The 21,729-nt window shown below is 52.7% G+C and carries 11 protein-coding genes, 4 tRNA genes, 3 rRNA genes and 1 pseudogene; all 19 read right to left on the bottom strand.

The genetic code is table 11. From position 1 onward, the window contains the following. Position 1: 1 nt before the first annotated feature. Positions 2-4,200, bottom strand: a pseudogene (gene rpoC / locus RGV06_RS17015) (DNA-directed RNA polymerase subunit beta'). Positions 4,201-4,263: 63 nt separating this feature from the next. Beyond that, positions 4,264-8,337: a DNA-directed RNA polymerase subunit beta gene (rpoB, locus tag RGV06_RS17010; RefSeq protein ID WP_046810346.1), complete on the bottom strand. Its 4,074-nt coding sequence runs from the start codon at positions 8,335-8,337 to the stop codon at positions 4,264-4,266. A gap of 219 nt (positions 8,338-8,556) precedes the next feature. Further along, positions 8,557-8,922, bottom strand: a complete 366-nt coding sequence (gene rplL / locus RGV06_RS17005; RefSeq protein ID WP_003444390.1) for a 50S ribosomal protein L7/L12 — start codon at positions 8,920-8,922, stop codon at positions 8,557-8,559. A gap of 80 nt (positions 8,923-9,002) precedes the next feature. Further along, on the bottom strand, positions 9,003-9,503 hold the full coding sequence (gene rplJ / locus RGV06_RS17000) for a 50S ribosomal protein L10 (RefSeq protein ID WP_003444392.1): 501 nt from the start codon (positions 9,501-9,503) through the stop codon (positions 9,003-9,005). Positions 9,504-9,699: 196 nt separating this feature from the next. Beyond that, positions 9,700-10,395 carry a 50S ribosomal protein L1 gene (rplA, locus tag RGV06_RS16995; RefSeq protein ID WP_003444394.1) on the bottom strand — a complete coding sequence of 232 codons (696 nt, stop codon included), beginning with the start codon at positions 10,393-10,395 and terminating at the stop codon, positions 9,700-9,702. After that, a complete protein-coding gene (gene rplK, locus RGV06_RS16990) occupies positions 10,395-10,826 on the bottom strand; it encodes a 50S ribosomal protein L11 (protein WP_008008888.1) in 432 nt (143 codons plus the stop codon). Before rplK ends, rplA begins: the two co-directional genes overlap by 1 nt. 116 nt (positions 10,827-10,942) lie before the next feature. After that, positions 10,943-11,476 carry a transcription termination/antitermination protein NusG gene (gene nusG, locus RGV06_RS16985; protein WP_003444397.1) on the bottom strand — a complete coding sequence of 178 codons (534 nt, stop codon included), beginning with the start codon at positions 11,474-11,476 and terminating at the stop codon, positions 10,943-10,945. A 9-nt stretch (positions 11,477-11,485) separates the two neighbouring features. Continuing rightward, positions 11,486-11,854, bottom strand: a complete 369-nt coding sequence (gene secE, locus RGV06_RS16980) for a preprotein translocase subunit SecE (RefSeq protein ID WP_003444399.1) — start codon at positions 11,852-11,854, stop codon at positions 11,486-11,488. Between the two features lie 45 nt (positions 11,855-11,899). Beyond that, a tRNA-Trp gene (locus RGV06_RS16975) sits at positions 11,900-11,975 on the bottom strand. A 242-nt stretch (positions 11,976-12,217) separates the two neighbouring features. Beyond that, a tRNA-Thr gene (locus RGV06_RS16970) sits at positions 12,218-12,293 on the bottom strand. Between the two features lie 26 nt (positions 12,294-12,319). Continuing rightward, positions 12,320-12,393 (bottom strand) — tRNA-Gly (locus RGV06_RS16965). A 25-nt stretch (positions 12,394-12,418) separates the two neighbouring features. Then, positions 12,419-12,503: transfer RNA gene (locus RGV06_RS16960), tRNA-Tyr, on the bottom strand. A gap of 110 nt (positions 12,504-12,613) precedes the next feature. Then, on the bottom strand, positions 12,614-13,090 hold the full coding sequence (locus tag RGV06_RS16955; RefSeq protein ID WP_019824379.1) for a hypothetical protein: 477 nt from the start codon (positions 13,088-13,090) through the stop codon (positions 12,614-12,616). Between the two features lie 7 nt (positions 13,091-13,097). Further along, positions 13,098-13,841 (bottom strand): pantothenate kinase, encoded by a 744-nt coding sequence (locus RGV06_RS16950; protein ID WP_322150605.1) that lies wholly within the window; start codon positions 13,839-13,841, stop codon positions 13,098-13,100. After that, entirely contained in the window at positions 13,831-14,778 is a 948-nt protein-coding gene (birA, locus tag RGV06_RS16945) for a bifunctional biotin--[acetyl-CoA-carboxylase] ligase/biotin operon repressor BirA (RefSeq protein ID WP_019824382.1), read from the bottom strand. Before birA ends, RGV06_RS16950 begins: the two co-directional genes overlap by 11 nt. A gap of 196 nt (positions 14,779-14,974) precedes the next feature. Beyond that, positions 14,975-15,090 (bottom strand): 5S ribosomal RNA (rrf, locus tag RGV06_RS16940). A gap of 150 nt (positions 15,091-15,240) precedes the next feature. Next, positions 15,241-18,132 (bottom strand): 23S ribosomal RNA (locus RGV06_RS16935). Between the two features lie 325 nt (positions 18,133-18,457). Further along, positions 18,458-19,994, bottom strand: a 16S ribosomal RNA gene (locus tag RGV06_RS16930). Together the 16S, 23S and 5S rRNA genes form the textbook arrangement of a ribosomal RNA operon. Positions 19,995-20,474: 480 nt before the next feature. After that, the gene (tyrS, locus tag RGV06_RS16925; protein ID WP_019823151.1) at positions 20,475-21,674 is read right to left on the bottom strand and encodes a tyrosine--tRNA ligase; all 1,200 of its coding nucleotides are present in this window, start codon (positions 21,672-21,674) and stop codon (positions 20,475-20,477) included. Positions 21,675-21,729 lie beyond the last annotated feature (55 nt).

Below are 21,729 nucleotides of genomic sequence, written 5' to 3'. Positions count from 1 at the left end.
CTCAGTTACCGCTCGAGTTCAGCGCTTCGGTCAGTGCAGCTTCCACTTCACTGGCGCTTACGCGCAACGGCTTGTCAGCCTCACGGCGGCGCTTACGCTCGCTGTGGTATGCCAAACCGGTACCAGCCGGGATCAAACGACCCACGACAACGTTTTCTTTCAGGCCGCGCAGGTAATCGCGCTTGCCGGTTACCGCTGCTTCGGTCAGTACGCGGGTGGTCTCTTGGAAAGAGGCCGCGGAGATGAACGACTCAGTCGACAACGACGCCTTGGTGATACCCAACAGAACACGAGTGAACTTGGAAACGAATTTATCTTCGCCACCCAAACGCTCGTTTTCGGTCAACACCTGGGTCAACTCCATCTGGTCGCCCTTGATGAAGGTGGAATCACCAGACTCGGCAATCTCAACTTTACGCAACATCTGACGCAGAATGGTCTCGATGTGCTTATCGTTGATTTTTACGCCTTGCAGACGGTAAACGTCCTGAATCTCGTTAACGATGTACTTGGCCAGCGCACTTACACCCAGCAGACGCAGGATGTCGTGTGGATCGCTTGGACCGTCGGAGATAACTTCGCCGCGGTTCACTTGCTCGCCTTCGAAGACGTTCAGGTGACGCCACTTTGGAATCAGCTCTTCGTACGGATCAGTACCGTCGTTCGGGGTAATAACCAGACGGCGCTTGCCTTTGGTTTCTTTACCGAACGCGATGGTGCCGCTGACTTCAGCCAGAATCGAGGCTTCTTTCGGACGACGCGCTTCGAACAAGTCAGCAACGCGTGGCAGACCACCGGTGATGTCTCGAGTTTTCGAAGTCTCTTGCGGAATACGAGCGATAACGTCACCGATCGCGATTTCCGCACCATCCGCTACACCGACCAGGGCGTTGGCTGGCAGGAAGTACTGAGCCGGTACGTCGGTACCAGGCAACAGCAGATCCTTGCCATCCACACCAACCATCTTAACGGCTGGACGGATGTCCTTGCCGGCAGCTGGACGGTCTTTGGCGTCGAGGACTTCAATGTTGGTCATACCGGTCAATTCGTCAGTCTGACGCTTGATCGTGATGCCTTCTTCCATGCCCACGTAGGTCACGGTACCTTTCATTTCGGTAACGATTGGGTGAGTGTGCGGATCCCACTTGGCTACGATCGAGCCAGCGTCAACCTTGTCACCTTCTTTAACCGAAATCACGGCGCCGTACGGCAGCTTGTAGCGCTCACGCTCACGACCGAAGTCATCAGCGATGGCCAGCTCACCGGAACGGGATACAGCTACCAGGCAGCCATCTACACGCTCAACGTGCTTGAGGTTATGAAGACGGACAGTACCGCCATTCTTCACCTGAACACTGTCAGCAGCAGAGGTCCGGCTTGCCGCACCACCGATGTGGAACGTACGCATCGTCAGCTGTGTACCCGGCTCACCGATCGACTGAGCAGCGATTACGCCGACAGCTTCACCGATGTTCACCTGGTGACCACGAGCCAAGTCACGACCGTAGCACTTGGCACAGATACCGAAGCGAGTTTCACAGCTGATTGGCGAACGCACGATGACTTCGTCGATGCTGTTCAGCTCGATGAATTCAACCCACTTCTCGTCAACCAGAGTGCCCGCAGGAACGATAATGTCCTCGGTACCCGGCTTGTACACGTCACGGGCGATTACTCGACCCAGCACGCGCTCACCCAACGGCTCTACAACGTCGCCGCCTTCGATGTGCGGAGTCATCAGCAGACCGTGTTCGGTACCGCAGTCAACTTCAGTCACAACCAAGTCTTGCGCAACGTCTACCAGACGGCGAGTCAGATAACCGGAGTTAGCTGTCTTCAAGGCGGTATCCGCCAGACCCTTACGAGCACCGTGAGTAGAGATGAAGTACTGAAGTACGCTCAGGCCTTCACGGAAGTTCGCAGTAATCGGCGTTTCAATGATGGAACCGTCCGGCTTGGCCATCAGACCACGCATACCGGCCAGCTGACGGATCTGCGCTGCAGAACCCCGTGCGCCGGAGTCGGCCATCATGTACATCGAGTTGAACGACTCTTGCTCAACCTCAACGCCGTGACGGTCGATAACCTTCTCTTTCGAGAGGTTGGACATCATTGCCTTGGAAACTTCGTCGTTAGCTTTCGACCAAAGGTCGATTACCTTGTTGTACTTCTCGCCCTGGGTTACCAGGCCGGAGGCGTACTGACTTTCGATCTCTTTCACTTCATCGGTTGCAGCCGCGATGATGCGAGCTTTTTCATCAGGGATAACGAAGTCGTTAACACCGATGGAAACGCCGGAAATGGTCGAGTAAGCAAAACCTGTGTACATCAACTGGTCAGCGAAGATAACAGTCTCTTTCAAACCAACCACGCGGTAGCACTGGTTGATCAGCTTGGAGATCGCTTTTTTCTTCATCGGCAAGTTGACGACGTCGTACGACAGACCTTTTGGCACAACCTGGAACAACAGCGCACGGCCGACAGTGGTGTCGACGATACGGGTGTTGCTCACGCTGCCGCCATCACGGTCGTTGACGGTTTCGCTGATGCGAACCTTGACCTTGGCATGCAGTGCGGCTTCGCCAGCACGGAATACACGGTCAACTTCTTGCAAGTCAGCGAACACACGACCTTCGCCCTTGGCGTTGATCGCTTCACGCGTCATGTAGTACAGACCCAATACAACGTCCTGCGACGGAACGATGATTGGCTCACCGTTGGCTGGCGACAGAATGTTGTTGGTCGACATCATCAACGCACGCGCTTCCAGCTGGGCTTCCAGTGTCAGCGGTACGTGCACGGCCATTTGGTCGCCGTCGAAGTCGGCGTTGTACGCAGCACAGACCAACGGGTGCAGCTGGATAGCTTTACCTTCGATCAGAACCGGTTCAAAGGCCTGGATGCCCAGACGGTGAAGAGTCGGTGCACGGTTGAGAAGAACCGGATGTTCGCGGATAACTTCAGCGAGAACGTCCCAAACTTCCGGCAACTCGCGCTCAACCATTTTCTTGGCTGCTTTGATGGTGGTAGCAAGACCACGCATTTCCAGCTTGCCAAAAATGAACGGCTTGAACAGCTCGAGAGCCATTTTTTCGGCAGACCGCACTGGTGCAGACGCAGGGTCGGGCCTACGGTAATTACCGAACGACCCGAGTAGTCAACACGCTTACCGAGCAAGTTCTGACGGAAACGACCCTGCTTACCCTTGATCATGTCAGCCAAGGATTTCAGAGGACGCTTGTTCGAACCGGTAATAGCGCGACCACGACGGCCGTTGTCGAGCAATGCGTCGACCGCTTCTTGCAACATACGCTTTTCGTTGCGCACGATGATGTCCGGAGCGGACAGATCAAGCAGGCGCTTCAAGCGGTTGTTACGGTTAATTACCCGACGATACAGATCGTTGAGGTCGGAAGTCGCGAAACGACCACCATCAAGCGGAACCAAAGGACGCAGATCTGGCGGCAGAACCGGCAGAACGGTCAGTACCATCCACTCAGGAAGGTTGCCGGAGCCCAGGAAGGCTTCCATCAACTTCAGGCGCTTGGACAGCTTCTTGATCTTGGTTTCGGAGTTGGTTTGCGGAATTTCTTCGCGCAGACGGCCAATCTCGTGTTCCAGGTCGATAGCGTGCAGCAGTTCACGGACAGCTTCAGCACCCATGCGGGCATCGAAGTCGTCGCCGAACTCTTCCAGCGCTTCGAAGTACTGCTCATCATTCAGCAGCTGACCTTTTTCCAGAGTGGTCATGCCTGGATCGATAACAACATAGCTCTCAAAGTAGAGAACGCGTTCGATATCACGCAGGGTCATGTCCATCAGCAAGCCGATACGGGACGGCAGCGATTTCAGGAACCAGATGTGAGCAACTGGCGAAGCCAGTTCGATGTGAGCCATGCGCTCGCGACGGACCTTGGCCAGTGCGACTTCAACGCCACACTTCTCACAGATCACACCGCGGTGCTTCAAGCGCTTGTACTTACCGCACAGGCACTCGTAATCCTTTACCGGGCCAAAGATCTTGGCGCAGAACAGGCCGTCACGCTCAGGCTTGAACGTACGGTAGTTGATGGTTTCCGGCTTTTTAACTTCACCGAACGACCACGAACGGATCATCTCAGGCGATGCCAATCCAATACGGATGGCGTCGAACTCTTCGACTTGACCCTGGTTTTTCAGCAAATTCAGTAGGTCTTTCAAGGCCTTTCCTCCTGGCGGAGCAGAGAGCGGGCTAACAGCCCCGCTCTCGATTCGCGTCACGTGTTATTCGGTTTCCAGATCGATATCGATGCCGAGGGAACGAATTTCTTTGATCAACACGTTGAAGGACTCGGGCATGCCCGGCTCCATACGGTGATCGCCGTCCACGATGTTTTTGTACATCTTGGTACGACCGTTCACATCGTCCGACTTCACTGTGAGCATTTCTTGCAGAGTGTATGCCGCGCCGTAGGCTTCCAGCGCCCAGACCTCCATCTCCCCGAAACGCTGACCACCGAACTGTGCCTTACCACCCAGCGGCTGCTGGGTAACCAGGCTGTAAGAACCGGTAGAACGAGCATGCATCTTGTCGTCTACCAAGTGGTTCAGCTTCAGCATGTACATGTAGCCAACGGTTACCGGACGCTCGAACTTGTTGCCGGTACGACCGTCAGTCAGCTCCATTTGGCCGCTGTCTGGCAGATCAGCCAAACGTAGCATTGCCTTGATTTCGCTTTCTTTGGCACCGTCGAACACCGGGGTAGCCATCGGCACACCGCCACGAAGGTTCTTCGCCAGATCCAGAATTTCCTGGTCCGAGAAGTCATCCAGGCTTTCTTGACGACCGCCAATTTCGTTGTAGATCTCATGCAGGAACTTGCGCAGGTCAGCGACCTTGCGTTGTTCTTCAATCATGAGGTTGATCTTCTCGCCCAAACCTTTAGCCGCGAGGCCCAGGTGAGTTTCGAGAATCTGACCAACGTTCATACGCGAAGGTACGCCCAACGGGTTGAGAACCACATCAACCGGGGTGCCATTAGCATCGTACGGCATGTCTTCAACCGGCATGATCACGGAGACCACACCTTTGTTACCGTGACGACCAGCCATCTTGTCACCCGGCTGGATGCGACGACGGATTGCCAGGTAAACCTTGACGATTTTAAGCACGCCTGGAGCCAGGTCATCGCCCTGCTGCAGTTTGCGCTTCTTGTCTTCGAACTTGTCGTCCAGCAGACGACGGCGATCGATGATGTAAGCCTGAGCCTTTTCAAGCTGCTCGTTCAGAGCATCTTCAGCCATGCGCAGTTTGAACCACTGACCATGCTCAAGACCGTCCAGGATTTCATTGGTGATTTCCTGACCTTTCTTCAGACCGGCACCGCCCTCGGCTATACGGCCAACCAGAGCAGAGCGCAGACGTTCGAAAGTGGCGCCTTCAACGATACGGAACTCTTCGTTCAGATCCTTGCGGATCTCGTCCAGCTGGGTCTTCTCGATCGACAGGGCACGAGCATCACGCTCAACGCCGTCACGAGTGAAGACCTGTACGTCGATAACAGTACCTTTGGTACCGGTAGGTACACGCAGGGAAGTGTCTTTAACGTCGCTGGCTTTTTCACCGAAGATAGCGCGCAACAGCTTCTCTTCTGGGGTCAGTTGAGTCTCGCCTTTCGGAGTGACCTTACCTACCAGAATGTCGCCAGCGCCAACTTCAGCACCTACGTAAACAATACCGGCTTCGTCCAGTTTGTTCAGTGCAGCTTCACCCACGTTCGGGATGTCTGCAGTGATCTCTTCAGGCCCAAGCTTGGTGTCACGTGCCACACAGGTCAGTTCCTGAATGTGGATCGTGGTAAAGCGATCTTCTTGAACAACTCGTTCCGACAGGCAGATGGAGTCTTCGAAGTTGTAACCGTTCCAGGCCATGAACGCGATGCGCATGTTCTGACCCAACGCCAGCTCACCCATATCGGTGGACGGGCCGTCAGCCATGATGTCGCTGCGCTGTACACGGTCACCCTTGCGAACCAGCGGACGCTGGTTGATGCAAGTGTTCTGGTTGGAGCGGGTGTATTTGGTCAGGTTGTAGATGTCGACACCGGCTTCGCCAGTTTCAACTTCATCATCAGCAACACGAACCACGATACGGCTGGCATCAACAGAGTCGATCACGCCGCCACGACGAGCCACGACGCAAACGCCGGAGTCACGAGCTACGTTACGCTCCATGCCGGTACCTACCAGCGGCTTGTCAGCGCGCAGAGTGGGTACAGCTTGACGCTGCATGTTCGAACCCATCAACGCACGGTTGGCGTCATCGTGCTCAAGGAACGGAATCAACGACGCTGCAACCGAAACAACCTGCTTCGGAGAGACGTCCATCAAGGTGACGTCTTCCGGCGCCTTAACGGTGAATTCGTTCAAGTGACGAACAGCTACCAGCTCGTCGATCAGGACTTTCTTGTCGTTCATCGTGGCCGAGGCCTGAGCGATCACGTGATCGGCTTCTTCGATGGCGGACAGGAAAACGATCTCGTCAGTTACCAGTGCGTCTTTCACTACACGGTACGGGCTCTCAAGGAAGCCGTACTGGTTGGTGCGCGCATAAGCAGCCAAGGAGTTGATCAGACCAATGTTCGGACCTTCCGGCGTCTCAATCGGGCAAACACGGCCGTAGTGAGTCGGGTGTACGTCACGAACTTCAAAGCCAGCGCGCTCACGCGTCAAACCGCCCGGGCCCAGTGCAGAAACACGGCGCTTGTGGGTGATCTCGGACAACGGGTTGTTCTGGTCCATGAACTGGGAAAGCTGGCTCGAACCGAAGAACTCTTTCACCGCCGCAGCCACTGGCTTGGCGTTGATCAAGTCTTGCGGCATCAGGCCTTCGCTTTCAGCCATCGACAGACGCTCTTTGACCGCACGCTCAACACGTACCAGGCCAACGCGGAACTGGTTCTCGGCCATTTCGCCTACACAGCGAACACGACGGTTACCCAGGTGGTCGATGTCATCGACGATGCCTTTACCGTTACGGATGTCGACCAGAGTCTTCAGCACGGCAACGATGTCTTCTTTGCACAACACGCCCGAACCTTCGATCTCGGTACGACCGATACGACGGTTGAACTTCATCCGGCCGACCGCAGACAGGTCATAACGCTCTGGGCTGAAGAACAGGTTGTTGAACAGAGTCTCAGCAGCGTCTTTGGTTGGCGGCTCGCCTGGACGCATCATGCGATAGATCTCGACCAGCGCTTCCAATTGGTTGCTGGTGGAGTCGATCTTCAGAGTGTCGGAAACGAACGGACCGCAGTCGATATCGTTGGTGTACAACGTCTCGATGCGAACAACCTGACCCTTGGCAATTTTTGCCAGGATTTCAGTGGTCAGCTCGGTGTTGCACTCAGCAATGATTTCGCCGGTAGCCGGATGCACGATAGCCTTGGCCGTTGTGCGACCCAGGACATAGTCCAGAGGCATAACGAGCTCTTTGATACCGGCTTTTTCCAGCTGGTTGATGTGGCGAGCAGTAATACGACGACCCTGCTCAACAATCACCTTGCCTTTGTCATCGGTAATATCGATGGCCGCGATTTCACCGCGCAGACGGTGCGGAACCAATTCCAGGCTAATGCTTTCGCCCTGAACGTGGAACACGTTAGTGGTGTAGAACGCGTCCAGCACTTGTTCAGTGGTATAGCCCAGCGCACGCAGCAATACCGATGCAGGCAGCTTGCGACGACGGTCAATACGCACGAACACGCAGTCTTTCGGATCGAACTCAAAGTCCAACCACGAACCACGGTAAGGAATGATACGCGCAGAATAAAGCAGCTTACCGGAGCTGTGCGTCTTGCCGCGGTCGTGGTCAAAGAACACGCCCGGGGAACGGTGCAGCTGGGAAACAATTACACGCTCGGTACCGTTGATTACGAAGGTACCGTTTTCAGTCATCAGGGGGATTTCACCCATGTAGACTTCTTGCTCTTTGATGTCCTTGATCGCTTTGTTCGACGATTCTTTGTCGAAAATGATCAAACGAACTTTTACCCGCAAAGGTACGGCGTACGTTACGCCACGCAACACGCATTCTTTGACATCAAATGCCGGCTCGCCCAAGCGATAACCGACGTACTCCAGCGCAGCATTGCCGGAGTAGCTGATGATCGGGAAAACGGATTTGAAGGCCGCATGCAGGCCCACGTCGCGGAACTTATCTTTAGTTGCTCCCGCCTGCAAGAATTCACGATACGAATCCAGCTGGATTGCCAAGAGATACGGCACATCCATGACGTCCGGCAACTTGCTAAAGTCCTTGCGGATACGTTTTTTCTCAGTATATGAGTAAGCCATCAGCGTTCCCCAGCTTGGTCACCTGCTTGTTTGGCCTCTCCCGACGGGAGCAGCCAGAAAATCGTGCAAACCCCTTGGTTTGCTCCACCGCACAGGGTGGTTACAGCACGTTAAAGGCATCGACCTAGTCGACTGCCAATAACGGAAAAAGGCCGGTGGCAAGAGCCACCAGCCATCAGCCTCAGCTTAACGCTTGGGCTGGAGACGCAAGGTCGATGCTTACTTCAGCTCGACTTTAGCGCCTGCTTCTTCCAAGGCTGCCTTGGCTTTGTCAGCTGCGTCTTTCGCAACAGCTTCCAGAACAACGCTAGGAGCGCTGTCTACAACTGCCTTGGCTTCTTTCAGGCCCAGACCAGTCAGTTCACGAACAGCCTTGATCACGTTAACTTTCTTCTCGCCAGCTTCCAGCAGCATGACGTTGAATTCAGTTTGCTCTTCAACAACAGCAGCGGCAGCAGCAGGACCAGCAGAAGCAGCAGCAGCGGAAACGCCGAATGCTTCTTCCATTGCCTTGATCAGCTCAACGATTTCCAGAACGGATTTCGAACCGATTGCGTCGATGATTTCTTGAGTAGTCAGAGACATGACTAAAAATTCCTGTATTGGGGTGACAGCCTAGGCGGCTATCGAAATAAACAATAAACGCTGAAAGGAGTTGCTCAGCCTTAAGCTGCAGCTGCTTCTTTCTGGTCGCGAAGTGCCGCCAGAGTACGAGCCAATTTGCTGGTAGCGCCTTGAATCACGCTCATCAGCTGAGAAATTGCTTCGTCACGGGTCGGCAGACTTGCCAGTACGTCGATCTGATTAGCTGCGAGGAACTTGCCCTCGAACGCAGCTGCCTTGATCTCGAACTTATCCTGACCTTTAGCGAACTCTTTGAACAAACGGGCAGCAGCGCCTGGATGCTCGTTCGAGAATGCGATCAAGGTCGGGCCTGTGAACACGTCGTTGAGGACACTGTATTCAGTGTCAGCAACAGCGCGCTTGAGCAGGGTGTTACGTACAACACGTACGTAAACGCCAGCTTCACGAGCCTCTTTACGGAGTCCGGTCATAGCGCCTACTGTCACACCGCGGGCATCAGCCACAACAGCGGACAGGGCAACTTTGGCAGCCTCGTTGACTTCAGCGACGATGGCCTTCTTGTCTTCGAGTTTAATTGCCACGGGTTTAACTCCTGCATGTTACCGTTTCATCCAACCGAGGCCGGATGTCGTTTTGGTGTCTGATTCGGTAAGGAACCGGGAGCACCATCTGCGTAGGCTTGAGGTTTAAGGCTTGCGCCGCCTACGGTCTTGGATAGCCCCCGCCAGGCAGGGACCCCAATCTTTCATTGGCGAGCTAAAAGCACGCCAATTTGTCTTACGCGTCCAAAGAACCTTGGTCGATGACCAAGCCTGGGCCCATAGTGGTGCTCAGGGTAACGCGCTTAACATAAATACCTTTCGAAGAAGCTGGCTTGATACGCTTCAAATCAGCGATCAGGGCTTCAACGTTTTCCTTCAGCTTGACGGCATCAAAACCGATCTTGCCAACGGAAGTGTGGATGATACCGTTTTTGTCAGTGCGATAACGAACCTGACCAGCCTTCGCGTTCTTAACAGCGGTAGCTACGTCTGGAGTTACAGTACCAACCTTAGGGTTAGGCATCAGACCACGTGGACCAAGGATCTGACCCAACTGACCTACAACACGCATTGCGTCCGGGGATGCAATAACTACGTCATAGTTCAGGTCGCCGCCTTTCATTTCAGCAGCCAGGTCATCCATACCAACGCGATCAGCGCCGGCAGCCAGAGCAGCTTCAGCAGCTGGGCCCTGAGTGAACACAGCTACACGTACAGTCTTACCAGTGCCGTGTGGCAGCACAGTAGCGCTACGAACAACCTGGTCAGATTTACGTGGGTCTACGCCCAGGTTAACGGCGATGTCGAAAGACTCGCTGAATTTTACAGTCGACAGCTCAGCCAGCAAAGCAGCAGCGTCTACAAAGTTGTAAGACTTGCCAGCTTCAATTTTACCGGCGATTGCCTTTTGACGCTTAGTCAGCTTAGCCATTACACACCCTCCACGTTAAGGCCCATGCTACGAGCAGAACCGGCGATAGTACGCACGGCTGCTTCCATATCAGCTGCAGTCAGATCCGCGTTTTTGGTTTTCGCGATTTCTTCCAGCTGAGCACGAGTTACAGTGCCAACCTTAACGGTGTTTGGACGAGCGGAACCGCTAGTCAGACCAGCAGCCTTCTTCAGCAGAACCGAAGCAGGGGTCGACTTGGTTTCGAACGTGAAGCTACGGTCGCTGTATACAGTGATGATCACTGGAGTCGGCAGGCCTGGTTCAATACCCTGAGTACGGGCGTTGAAAGCTTTGCAGAATTCCATGATGTTCACGCCGTGCTGACCCAGAGCCGGGCCTACGGGTGGACTTGGGTTGGCCTGAGCGGCCTTCACTTGCAGCTTGATGTAAGCGGTAATCTTCTTAGCCATGAGGCACTCCAATTACGGGTTCAAGCGCCTAAAGAGGCTCCCCGGTTACTTGCGCGTTTATCCCAGTGACGACAAAACCCCACAGCCTAGACCATGGGGTTGGGATTCGTGTCTAACTAGACCTTTTCGACCTGGCTAAACTCTAGCTCTACCGGAGTAGAGCGACCGAAAATGAGCACAGCCACTTGGATACGGCTCTTTTCGTAGTTAACTTCTTCGACCGTGCCATTGAAATCAGCAAATGGACCGTCGGTAACACGGACAACTTCGCCCGGCTCGAATAGTGTTTTTGGCTTGGGCTTGTCGCTACCATCAGCAACACGACGCAGAATTGCTTCCGCCTCTTTATCAGTGATCGGTGCCGGTTTGTCGGCAGTACCACCAATGAAGCCCATTACGCGCGGAGTATCCTTGACCAAGTGCCAAGTCCCTTCGCTCATATCCATTTGAACCAGCACATAGCCAGGGAAGAACTTGCGCTCGCTTTTGCGTTTCTGGCCATTACGCATCTCAACCACTTCTTCAGTGGGAACCAGAATTTCGCCGAAGCCTTCTTCCATGCCTGCCAGCTTAATACGCTCAATCAAAGAGCGCATAACATGCTTTTCGTAACCCGAATAAGCATGCACTACGTACCAACGCTTAGCCACGGGACACCCTTAGCCAACAATCAAGGAAACGAGCCAACCGAGCAGGGAATCTAAACCCCACAACAGCAACGCCATAACAAGAACAACAGCCACCACGATCAACGTGGTCTGCGTAGTTTCTTGGCGAGTTGGCCATACGACTTTACGAATCTCAGTACGAGCTTCCTTCACCAACACAGAGAACGACTTGCCTTTCGCCGTCTGCAAGCCTACATAGGCAGCAACAGCAGCAATAACAAGAAGTGCAATGACGCGATACAGGATCGGCGAACCAGAATAATACTGATTCCCAACAACGCCAACCACCACAAGAGCAACCACTACAAGCCACTTGAGGAGATCGAAGCGAGAGCCTTGAACTTCAGCCTTGGGAGTCATCTAAGAGGATCCTGTGAAAAGAAAGCCAGACGCAATGAGCGAATCTGGCAGGTCAGGAGGGAATCGAACCCCCAACCTACGGTTTTGGAGACCGTCGCTCTGCCAATTGAGCTACTGACCTAAAACATTATCGAGCCGCCGATTATGCCGACACGAGAGAGACTTTTCAACAACTTATGCAATTACTTTTGCAATCAACCCTACCAAAGCGGAAATTGCCAGCGAGCAGCAGAATGCGAGCTACCCACAACCGTAACAACCAACCAGGGCAGCAATACCAACAAGGCACCACCAGCAAACACCCCAGACAGGCTATGCACCTGTTAAAACAAAGGCAGATATTTTCATATCTGCCTTGTTATATGGAGCTCTTGAGCGGATTTGAACCGCTGACCTCACCCTTACCAAGGGTGTGCTCTACCAACTGAGCTACAAGAGCAAAACATGTTGCGAAAACAGCGAGACTGGAGCGGGTGGCGGGAATCGAACCCGCATCATCAGCTTGGAAGGCTGAGGTTCTACCACTAAACTACACCCGCAAATCTTGCTGCTCTAGCTTAAATATGGTGGAGGGGGAAGGATTCGAACCTTCGAAGTCGTAGACGTCAGATTTACAGTCTGATCCCTTTGGCCGCTCGGGAACCCCTCCTGAGCTAGGCAGAATTCTACATCATTCTAACCTTGTGTCAACCACTTTCTTCAATTAAATCAGGAAGTTAGCAACTTGACCCGCTTCACACCTAACGACCTGTTTGGCGTTCACTGTGGAGCGGGCGCCATTCTATTCAAACTATCAGGTGGCTGCAAGCCCTCACACCGCATTTTTTTGTATTTTAACCCATTGAATTCATTGGCAAGGTTAGTCAGCGCCATTTCGCTGGCTGCGGTGCTGTTTTGGGGTACGATTTTTAGTACGAATCCCCCCGAATCATCTCGACTTACAGTCGCTGGTATTGACTGCATATCTACTTCCGCAAGCCTGCGCTGTAGTCTTTGTAACTGATCCTCACTGGACAAGCCGCTTATATACAGGCACGCCTGGCTTTCTACGCGACCTCCCAGGACTCCAGCAGAGACAACACCGGGTCGGGCCTCACTGAGCAGGCGTATATCCTGCTTATCCCCCTTGTACAAGGATAAGGAGACGATCTCCTTCGCTCTGGGCGCCGCCTCTTGCTGATGCCAAACGTAATAAAAAATATTGAGTACAACCAGCAAAAGAAACAGCCAACGCATAAGAACCTCAAGGAAGGGGACAAACTACCGCCAAGCCAACAAATACAAGGTCTTGCACCACACGCGCATCAGGCACCATATCTTTCACCAAGCTGGCGTCGCCACCTGTGAGAAACACCTCAAAATCTTGCCCCCAATATTCACGCGCCAACTCGAGTTGAGTCAAAACAAAGCCCCTCAACATCAACAAACATCCACGCTCTACAGCTTCGGCCGTTGTACGGCCCGGCGCTTGACGGAGCAATGCCTGCTCTGCAGAAAAGTTGTCGTATCTGATACGCCGGGTATGGGTACGCAGCTGGTCCCGCATCAAGGGCATTCCAGGGCATATAAACCCGCCCAGATGCTGGCCGTCAGATGCAACAAAGTCCGCTGTGACCGCAGTACCGAAATCCAGAACCAGGCAGGCACTTTTTGCCAACTCAAACGCCCCAACCAGGGCCAACCAGCGGTCCAGCCCCAAACGGGCAAAATCCTCATATCCGTTACTAACACCTGCGACTTCCCGCGCAGGTTTCGCACACTCCACTGCGACATCAAACGTAGACACAATTGATGCCACTAGACTCGATGTCTCATCATCACTGCGCACGCTCACGAGCCTGCAATGCGTAATACATAGCGCTGGAACAGCTAAAATCGCAGCCATAAGCCCAACATCAGACTCAACGACTCCGCCGCTCACCACGACCTTACCGTCCAGAGCGCGCCACTTTATGAAACTGTTTCCACAGTCCATCTCAAGAATCATGGCGCAACCTCAAACTTAGCTCGCCGCCACTAAACACCTTCTCTTCACCATTCACATTCATGCGTAGCGCACCCTGCTGATCAATACCCATGACCGTGCCGTTCACCTGGTGTACCCCAGCAATCAAGGAGACTTCACGTCCTTGCCACAAATGATTTTGTTCCCACTCCGACTGAATAGCCGAAAAACCCGATTCGGCATGACGCTTAAGATAAATGCGTAAACTATCGTTGAGCTTTGAAACCAACACATTTCGGTTGATCGCCACTCCAGACTCCAGATATACCGAAGTCCAGGCCTGATCAACCTCGCTCGCCACTCTCATGTTCACGTTGATGCCAATACCAAGGACTACATGACATACATCGGCGGGATCTCCAACCAACTCAAGCAAAATACCTGCGATTTTTTTGTTGTTCACCAGCACATCATTCGGCCATTTGAGCCCCACGTCCGAAACACCTACTTCCCTGAGCGCACTCAACACGGCAAGGCCAACCACAAGACTAAGGCCTTCTAGCTGACGCATCCCGCCGTCCATCCTTAGCACGAGGCTGTAGTAGATATTCTCGGCGAAAGGGCTGACCCACTGTCGCCCCCGCCGCCCTCTCCCTGCGGTCTGTCGCTCAGCCAGCACCACAAATGGCGCCGTTGCACCACGATCAACCGCGCGAAGTGCTTCAGCATTAGTAGAATCTAAAGAATGATTAATCGAGACAGGCCAAGGGCTGGTGTCCAACTGACCCTGCTCAAGGAGCTCTAACGGTGCAGCCAACTGATAGCCACGACCACGAACCTTATGAATTGATAAATTCAAGTCAGACTCGAGATGCTGGAGCTGTTTCCATACAGCACTGCGACTAACGCCGAGCGCTGCACCGAGCGCTTGCCCAGAATGGAATCGACCGTCTTTAAGGAGTTTCAACAACGTCAGCATGCAAGTATCGCCTCACAATGAGGCACGCATAATAGCCATGAGGAGAGCTATTGCATAGAAACCCTGCGATGCACAGTAACTGGGGGAAGATACAAAGCGATGCGCTAACAAGGGCAACTCTCCGTAAGGCACAACTTTTCTCGCCACAAAAACAAACCCCCTGTCTGCGTTAGCAGACAGGGGGTTTGGAATTTAATCTTGACGATGACCTACTCTCACATGGGGAAACCCCACACTACCATCGGCGATGCATCGTTTCACTGCTGAGTTCGGGATGGGATCAGGTGGTTCCAATGCTCTATGGTCGTCAAGAAATTCGGTAGCCAGGTCGTTTACCTTTCGGTTTACGCTCCAGCGAATGGGTATGTAATAGTTGGTGTTTTGTGAGTCGCAAACTTTCGGTTTGTATCGTCTTCACACACCGCAATCTGGTCTCTTCGACGCAAATTGCTTGGGTGTTATATGGTCAAGCCTCACGGGCAATTAGTATTGGTTAGCTCAACGCCTCACAGCGCTTACACACCCAACCTATCAACGTCGTAGTCTTCGACGGCCCTTTAGGGAACTCAAGGTTCCAGTGAGATCTCATCTTGAGGCAAGTTTCCCGCTTAGATGCTTTCAGCGGTTATCTTTCCCGAACATAGCTACCCGGCAATGCCACTGGCGTGACAACCGGAACACCAGAGGTTCGTCCACTCCGGTCCTCTCGTACTAGGAGCAGCCCCTCTCAAATCTCAAACGTCCACGGCAGATAGGGACCGAACTGTCTCACGACGTTCTAAACCCAGCTCGCGTACCACTTTAAATGGCGAACAGCCATACCCTTGGGACCGGCTTCAGCCCCAGGATGTGATGAGCCGACATCGAGGTGCCAAACACCGCCGTCGATATGAACTCTTGGGCGGTATCAGCCTGTTATCCCCGGAGTACCTTTTATCCGTTGAGCGATGGCCCTTCCATACAGAACCACCGGATCACTAAGACCTACTTTCGTACCTGCTCGACGTGTCTGTCTCGCAGTCAAGCGCGCTTTTGCCTTTATACTCTACGACCGATTTCCGACCGGTCTGAGCGCACCTTCGTACTCCTCCGTTACTCTTTAGGAGGAGACCGCCCCAGTCAAACTACCCACCATACACTGTCCTCGATCCGGATAACGGACCTGAGTTAGAACCTCAAAGTTGCCAGGGTGGTATTTCAAGATTGGCTCCATGCAGACTGGCGTCCACACTTCAAAGCCTCCCACCTATCCTACACAAGCAAATTCAAAGTCCAGTGCAAAGCTATAGTAAAGGTTCACGGGGTCTTTCCGTCTAGCCGCGGATACACTGCATCTTCACAGCGATTTCAATTTCACTGAGTCTCGGGTGGAGACAGCGCCGCCATCGTTACGCCATTCGTGCAGGTCGGAACTTACCCGACAAGGAATTTCGCTACCTTAGGACCGTTATAGTTACGGCCGCCGTTTACCGGGGCTTCGATCAAGAGCTTCGCGTTAGCTAACCCCATCAATTAACCTTCCGGCACCGGGCAGGCGTCACACCCTATACGTCCACTTTCGTGTTTGCAGAGTGCTGTGTTTTTAATAAACAGTCGCAGCGGCCTGGTATCTTCGACCGGCATGGGCTTACGCAGTAAATGCTTCACCCTCACCGGCGCACCTTCTCCCGAAGTTACGGTGCCATTTTGCCTAGTTCCTTCACCCGAGTTCTCTCAAGCGCCTTGGTATTCTCTACCCAACCACCTGTGTCGGTTTGGGGTACGGTTCCTGGTTACCTGAAGCTTAGAAGCTTTTCTTGGAAGCATGGCATCAACCACTTCGTTGTCTAAAAGACAACTCGTCATCAGCTCTCGGCCTTAGAATCCCGGATTTACCTAAGATTCCAGCCTACCACCTTAAACTTGGACAACCAACGCCAAGCTGGCCTAGCCTTCTCCGTCCCTCCATCGCAATAACCAGAAGTACAGGAATATTAACCTGTTTTCCATCGACTACGCTTTTCAGCCTCGCCTTAGGGACCGACTAACCCTGCGTCGATTAACGTTGCGCAGGAAACCTTGGTCTTTCGGCGTGGGTGTTTTTCACACCCATTATCGTTACTCATGTCAGCATTCGCACTTCTGATACCTCCAGCAAGCTTCTCAACTCACCTTCACAGGCTTACAGAACGCTCCTCTACCGCATCACCTAAGTGATACCCGTAGCTTCGGTGTATGGTTTGAGCCCCGTTAAATCTTCCGCGCAGGCCGACTCGACTAGTGAGCTATTACGCTTTCTTTAAAGGGTGGCTGCTTCTAAGCCAACCTCCTAGCTGTCTAAGCCTTCCCACATCGTTTCCCACTTAACCATAACTTTGGGACCTTAGCTGACGGTCTGGGTTGTTTCCCTTTTCACGACGGACGTTAGCACCCGCCGTGTGTCTCCCATGCTCGGCACTTGTAGGTATTCGGAGTTTGCATCGGTTTGGTAAGTCGGGATGACCCCCTAGCCGAAACAGTGCTCTACCCCCTACAGTGATACATGAGGCGCTACCTAAATAGCTTTCGAGGAGAACCAGCTATCTCCGAGCTTGATTAGCCTTTCACTCCGATCCACAGGTCATCCGCTAACTTTTCAACGGTAGTCGGTTCGGTCCTCCAGTTAGTGTTACCCAACCTTCAACCTGCCCATGGATAGATCGCCCGGTTTCGGGTCTATTCCCAGCGACTAGACGCCCTATTAAGACTCGCTTTCGCTACGCCTCCCCTATTCGGTTAAGCTTGCCACTGAAAATAAGTCGCTGACCCATTATACAAAAGGTACGCAGTCACCCAACAAAGTGGGCTCCCACTGCTTGTACGCATACGGTTTCAGGATCTATTTCACTCCCCTCTCCGGGGTTCTTTTCGCCTTTCCCTCACGGTACTAGTTCACTATCGGTCAGTCAGTAGTATTTAGCCTTGGAGGATGGTCCCCCCATATTCAGACAAAGTTTCTCGTGCTCCGTCCTACTCGATTTCACTGTAAAGATGTTTTCGCGTACAGGGCTATCACCCACTATGGCCGCACTTTCCAGAGCGTTCCGCTAACATCAATACAGCTTAAGGGCTGGTCCCCGTTCGCTCGCCACTACTAAGGGAATCTCGGTTGATTTCTTTTCCTCAGGGTACTTAGATGTTTCAGTTCCCCTGGTTCGCTTCTTAAGCCTATGTATTCAGCTTAAGATACCTAACTTATGTTAGGTGGGTTCCCCCATTCAGACATCTCCGGATCAAAGTCTGTTTGCCGACTCCCCGAAGCTTTTCGCAGGCTACCACGTCTTTCATCGCCTCTGACTGCCAAGGCATCCACCGTATGCGCTTCTTCACTTGACCATATAACCCCAAGCAATCTGGTTATACTATGAAGACGACATTCGCCGAAAATTCGCATGCTCAATTAAGAGACACTCACAAATTTTACCTTAGCCTGAATAAACACCAGTGAAAGTGTTATCCAGTCTAACTTTCTATTACATACCCAAATTTTTAAAGAACGATCTAATCAAAAGATCAGAAATCAACATTCACCATCATTTGATGGAATGCTCATTTCTAAGCTTTACGACAGAAAAACCACAGAGCGACTCTGCAGTTATCGTCTTCTACAATGAATCAAGCAATTCGTGTGGGAACTTATGGAGCAGCTGATGTCGTCGATTAAGGAGGTGATCCAGCCGCAGGTTCCCCTACGGCTACCTTGTTACGACTTCACCCCAGTCATGAATCACACCGTGGTAACCGTCCTCCCGAAGGTTAGACTAGCTACTTCTGGTGCAACCCACTCCCATGGTGTGACGGGCGGTGTGTACAAGGCCCGGGAACGTATTCACCGTGACATTCTGATTCACGATTACTAGCGATTCCGACTTCACGCAGTCGAGTTGCAGACTGCGATCCGGACTACGATCGGTTTTATGGGATTAGCTCCACCTCGCGGCTTGGCAACCCTTTGTACCGACCATTGTAGCACGTGTGTAGCCCAGGCCGTAAGGGCCATGATGACTTGACGTCATCCCCACCTTCCTCCGGTTTGTCACCGGCAGTCTCCTTAGAGTGCCCACCATTACGTGCTGGTAACTAAGGACAAGGGTTGCGCTCGTTACGGGACTTAACCCAACATCTCACGACACGAGCTGACGACAGCCATGCAGCACCTGTCTCAATGTTCCCGAAGGCACCAATCTATCTCTAGAAAGTTCATTGGATGTCAAGGCCTGGTAAGGTTCTTCGCGTTGCTTCGAATTAAACCACATGCTCCACCGCTTGTGCGGGCCCCCGTCAATTCATTTGAGTTTTAACCTTGCGGCCGTACTCCCCAGGCGGTCAACTTAATGCGTTAGCTGCGCCACTAAGAGTTCAAGACTCCCAACGGCTAGTTGACATCGTTTACGGCGTGGACTACCAGGGTATCTAATCCTGTTTGCTCCCCACGCTTTCGCACCTCAGTGTCAGTATCAGTCCAGGTAGTCGCCTTCGCCACTGGTGTTCCTTCCTATATCTACGCATTTCACCGCTACACAGGAAATTCCACTACCCTCTACCATACTCTAGCTTGCCAGTTTTGGATGCAGTTCCCAGGTTGAGCCCGGGGATTTCACATTCAACTTAACAAACCACCTACGCGCGCTTTACGCCCAGTAATTCCGATTAACGCTTGCACCCTCTGTATTACCGCGGCTGCTGGCACAGAGTTAGCCGGTGCTTATTCTGTCGGTAACGTCAAAACACTAACGTATTAGGTTAATGCCCTTCCTCCCAACTTAAAGTGCTTTACAATCCGAAGACCTTCTTCACACACGCGGCATGGCTGGATCAGGCTTTCGCCCATTGTCCAATATTCCCCACTGCTGCCTCCCGTAGGAGTCTGGACCGTGTCTCAGTTCCAGTGTGACTGATCATCCTCTCAGACCAGTTACGGATCGTAGCCTTGGTGAGCCATTACCTCACCAACTAGCTAATCCGACCTAGGCTCATCTGATAGCGCAAGGCCCGAAGGTCCCCTGCTTTCTCCCGTAGGACGTATGCGGTATTAGCGTCCGTTTCCGAACGTTATCCCCCACTATCAGGCAGATTCCTAGGTATTACTCACCCGTCCGCCGCTCTCAAGAGAAGCAAGCTTCTCTCTACCGCTCGACTTGCATGTGTTAGGCCTGCCGCCAGCGTTCAATCTGAGCCATGATCAAACTCTTCAGTTCAAACATCTTTGGGTTTTTAAGAAACCCTAAACTTGGCTCAGCAATCGTTGGTTACATCTTTGATTTCTCGCGGAGTAACTTGTGATGCTGATAATCTTGTTGACTATCAGCCTGACTCCACAAGCACCCACACGAATTGCTTGATTCAGTTGTTAAAGAGCGGTTGGTTTAGCTTTCGCTGAACCGAGGCGCACATTCTACAGCAGCCTCTGTTGCTGTCAAGCGGTTATTTTAAGATGCTTTCAAAGTTTCCTCTGTAACATCAACCACTTGCGCTTTCGATCTCTCGTTAGCGGGAGGCGAATTCTACAGCGTTACACGCTGCTGTCAACACCTCATTTCCTGCTTCGATGACTTGAAGCTGACACTGCCGAAAACCAATCCAACTCATTGAAACTCAAGGAGTTTTCCGTTTCGACTGCGCCGGAAGTGGGCGCATTATAGGCTAATAAAATGCGCCGTCCAGCACTAATTTCCTACTTATTCAGCTTTTAGCGTAATTCGCGCAAAAGCCTTCTTCCCAGCCTGACAAACGTGGGTAGAACCCAGTGCATATATATAGGAGCGATCAACCACCTCACCATCTATACGCACACCACCCGAACCCAGCAGATCTCTGGCCACCGCTGAGTTCTTAACAAGCCCAGCTTTATTAAGAACAGCCGCAATCGGCATATCCTCAGCAGCGGTCAACTCCACTTCAGGCAAATCATCTGGCAATTCACCATCCTTCATTCGATTACCCGCTCCACGGTGCGCATTGGCAGCAGCCTCTTCGCCATGGAATCGAGCCACGATCTCTTCAGCCAGCTTGATCTTGATATCACGCGGATTAGCCCCCGCCTCGACATCAGCCTTGAACGCATGGATTTCGTCCATCGAGCGAAAGCTCAGCAATTCGAAGTAGCGCCACATCAACGCATCAGGAATAGACACCAGCTTGCTATACATCACACCCGGCGCTTCCTGGATACCCACATAGTTACCCAGGGACTTGGACATCTTCTTGACGCCATCCAAGCCTTCAAGCAGAGGCATTGTCACAATACACTGCGCTTCCTGACCATAGCCGCGCTGCAGCTCACGCCCCATCAGCAAATTGAATTTCTGATCTGTACCGCCCAGCTCAACGTCCGCCTTCAATGCAACCGAGTCATACCCTTGCACTAGCGGGTAAAGGAACTCATGGATCGCGATGGGTTGATTGGTGGTGTAACGCTTGTCGAAATCATCGCGCTCAAGCATGCGAGCAACGGTGTATTGAGACGTCAGACGAATGAAGTCTGCAGGCCCCATTTGATCCATCCAGGTGGAGTTGAATGCCACCTCGGTTTTAGCCGGATCAAGAATCTTGAAAACCTGAGTCTTGTAGGTCTCGGCGTTCGCAAGTACCTGCTCACGCGTCAGCGGTGGACGCGTAGCACTCTTGCCACTCGGGTCACCGATCATTCCAGTGAAATCACCTATAAGGAAGATCACCTGATGACCCAGCTCCTGGAACTGGCGCAACTTATTAATGAGTACGGTATGACCCAAGTGCAGATCAGGTGCGGTCGGGTCGAATCCGGCCTTGATACGCAACGGCTGACCGCGCTTGAGTTTCTCGACCAATTCAGATTCGACCAGTACCTCTTCGGCACCCCGCTTTATTAGCGCTAGCTGCTCTTCAACCGACTTCATATCAGACCCGTAAGGCTCAAATTCAAAGGGAACCAACGATACAAGATCAGGGACT

The organism is Pseudomonas sp. CCI3.1, from assembly GCF_034313985.1.
Lineage (GTDB): Bacteria > Pseudomonadota > Gammaproteobacteria > Pseudomonadales > Pseudomonadaceae > Aquipseudomonas > Aquipseudomonas psychrophila.
The sequence above is the reverse complement of the archived record's forward strand: the minus strand, read 5'-3'. Positions and strand labels throughout refer to the sequence as shown.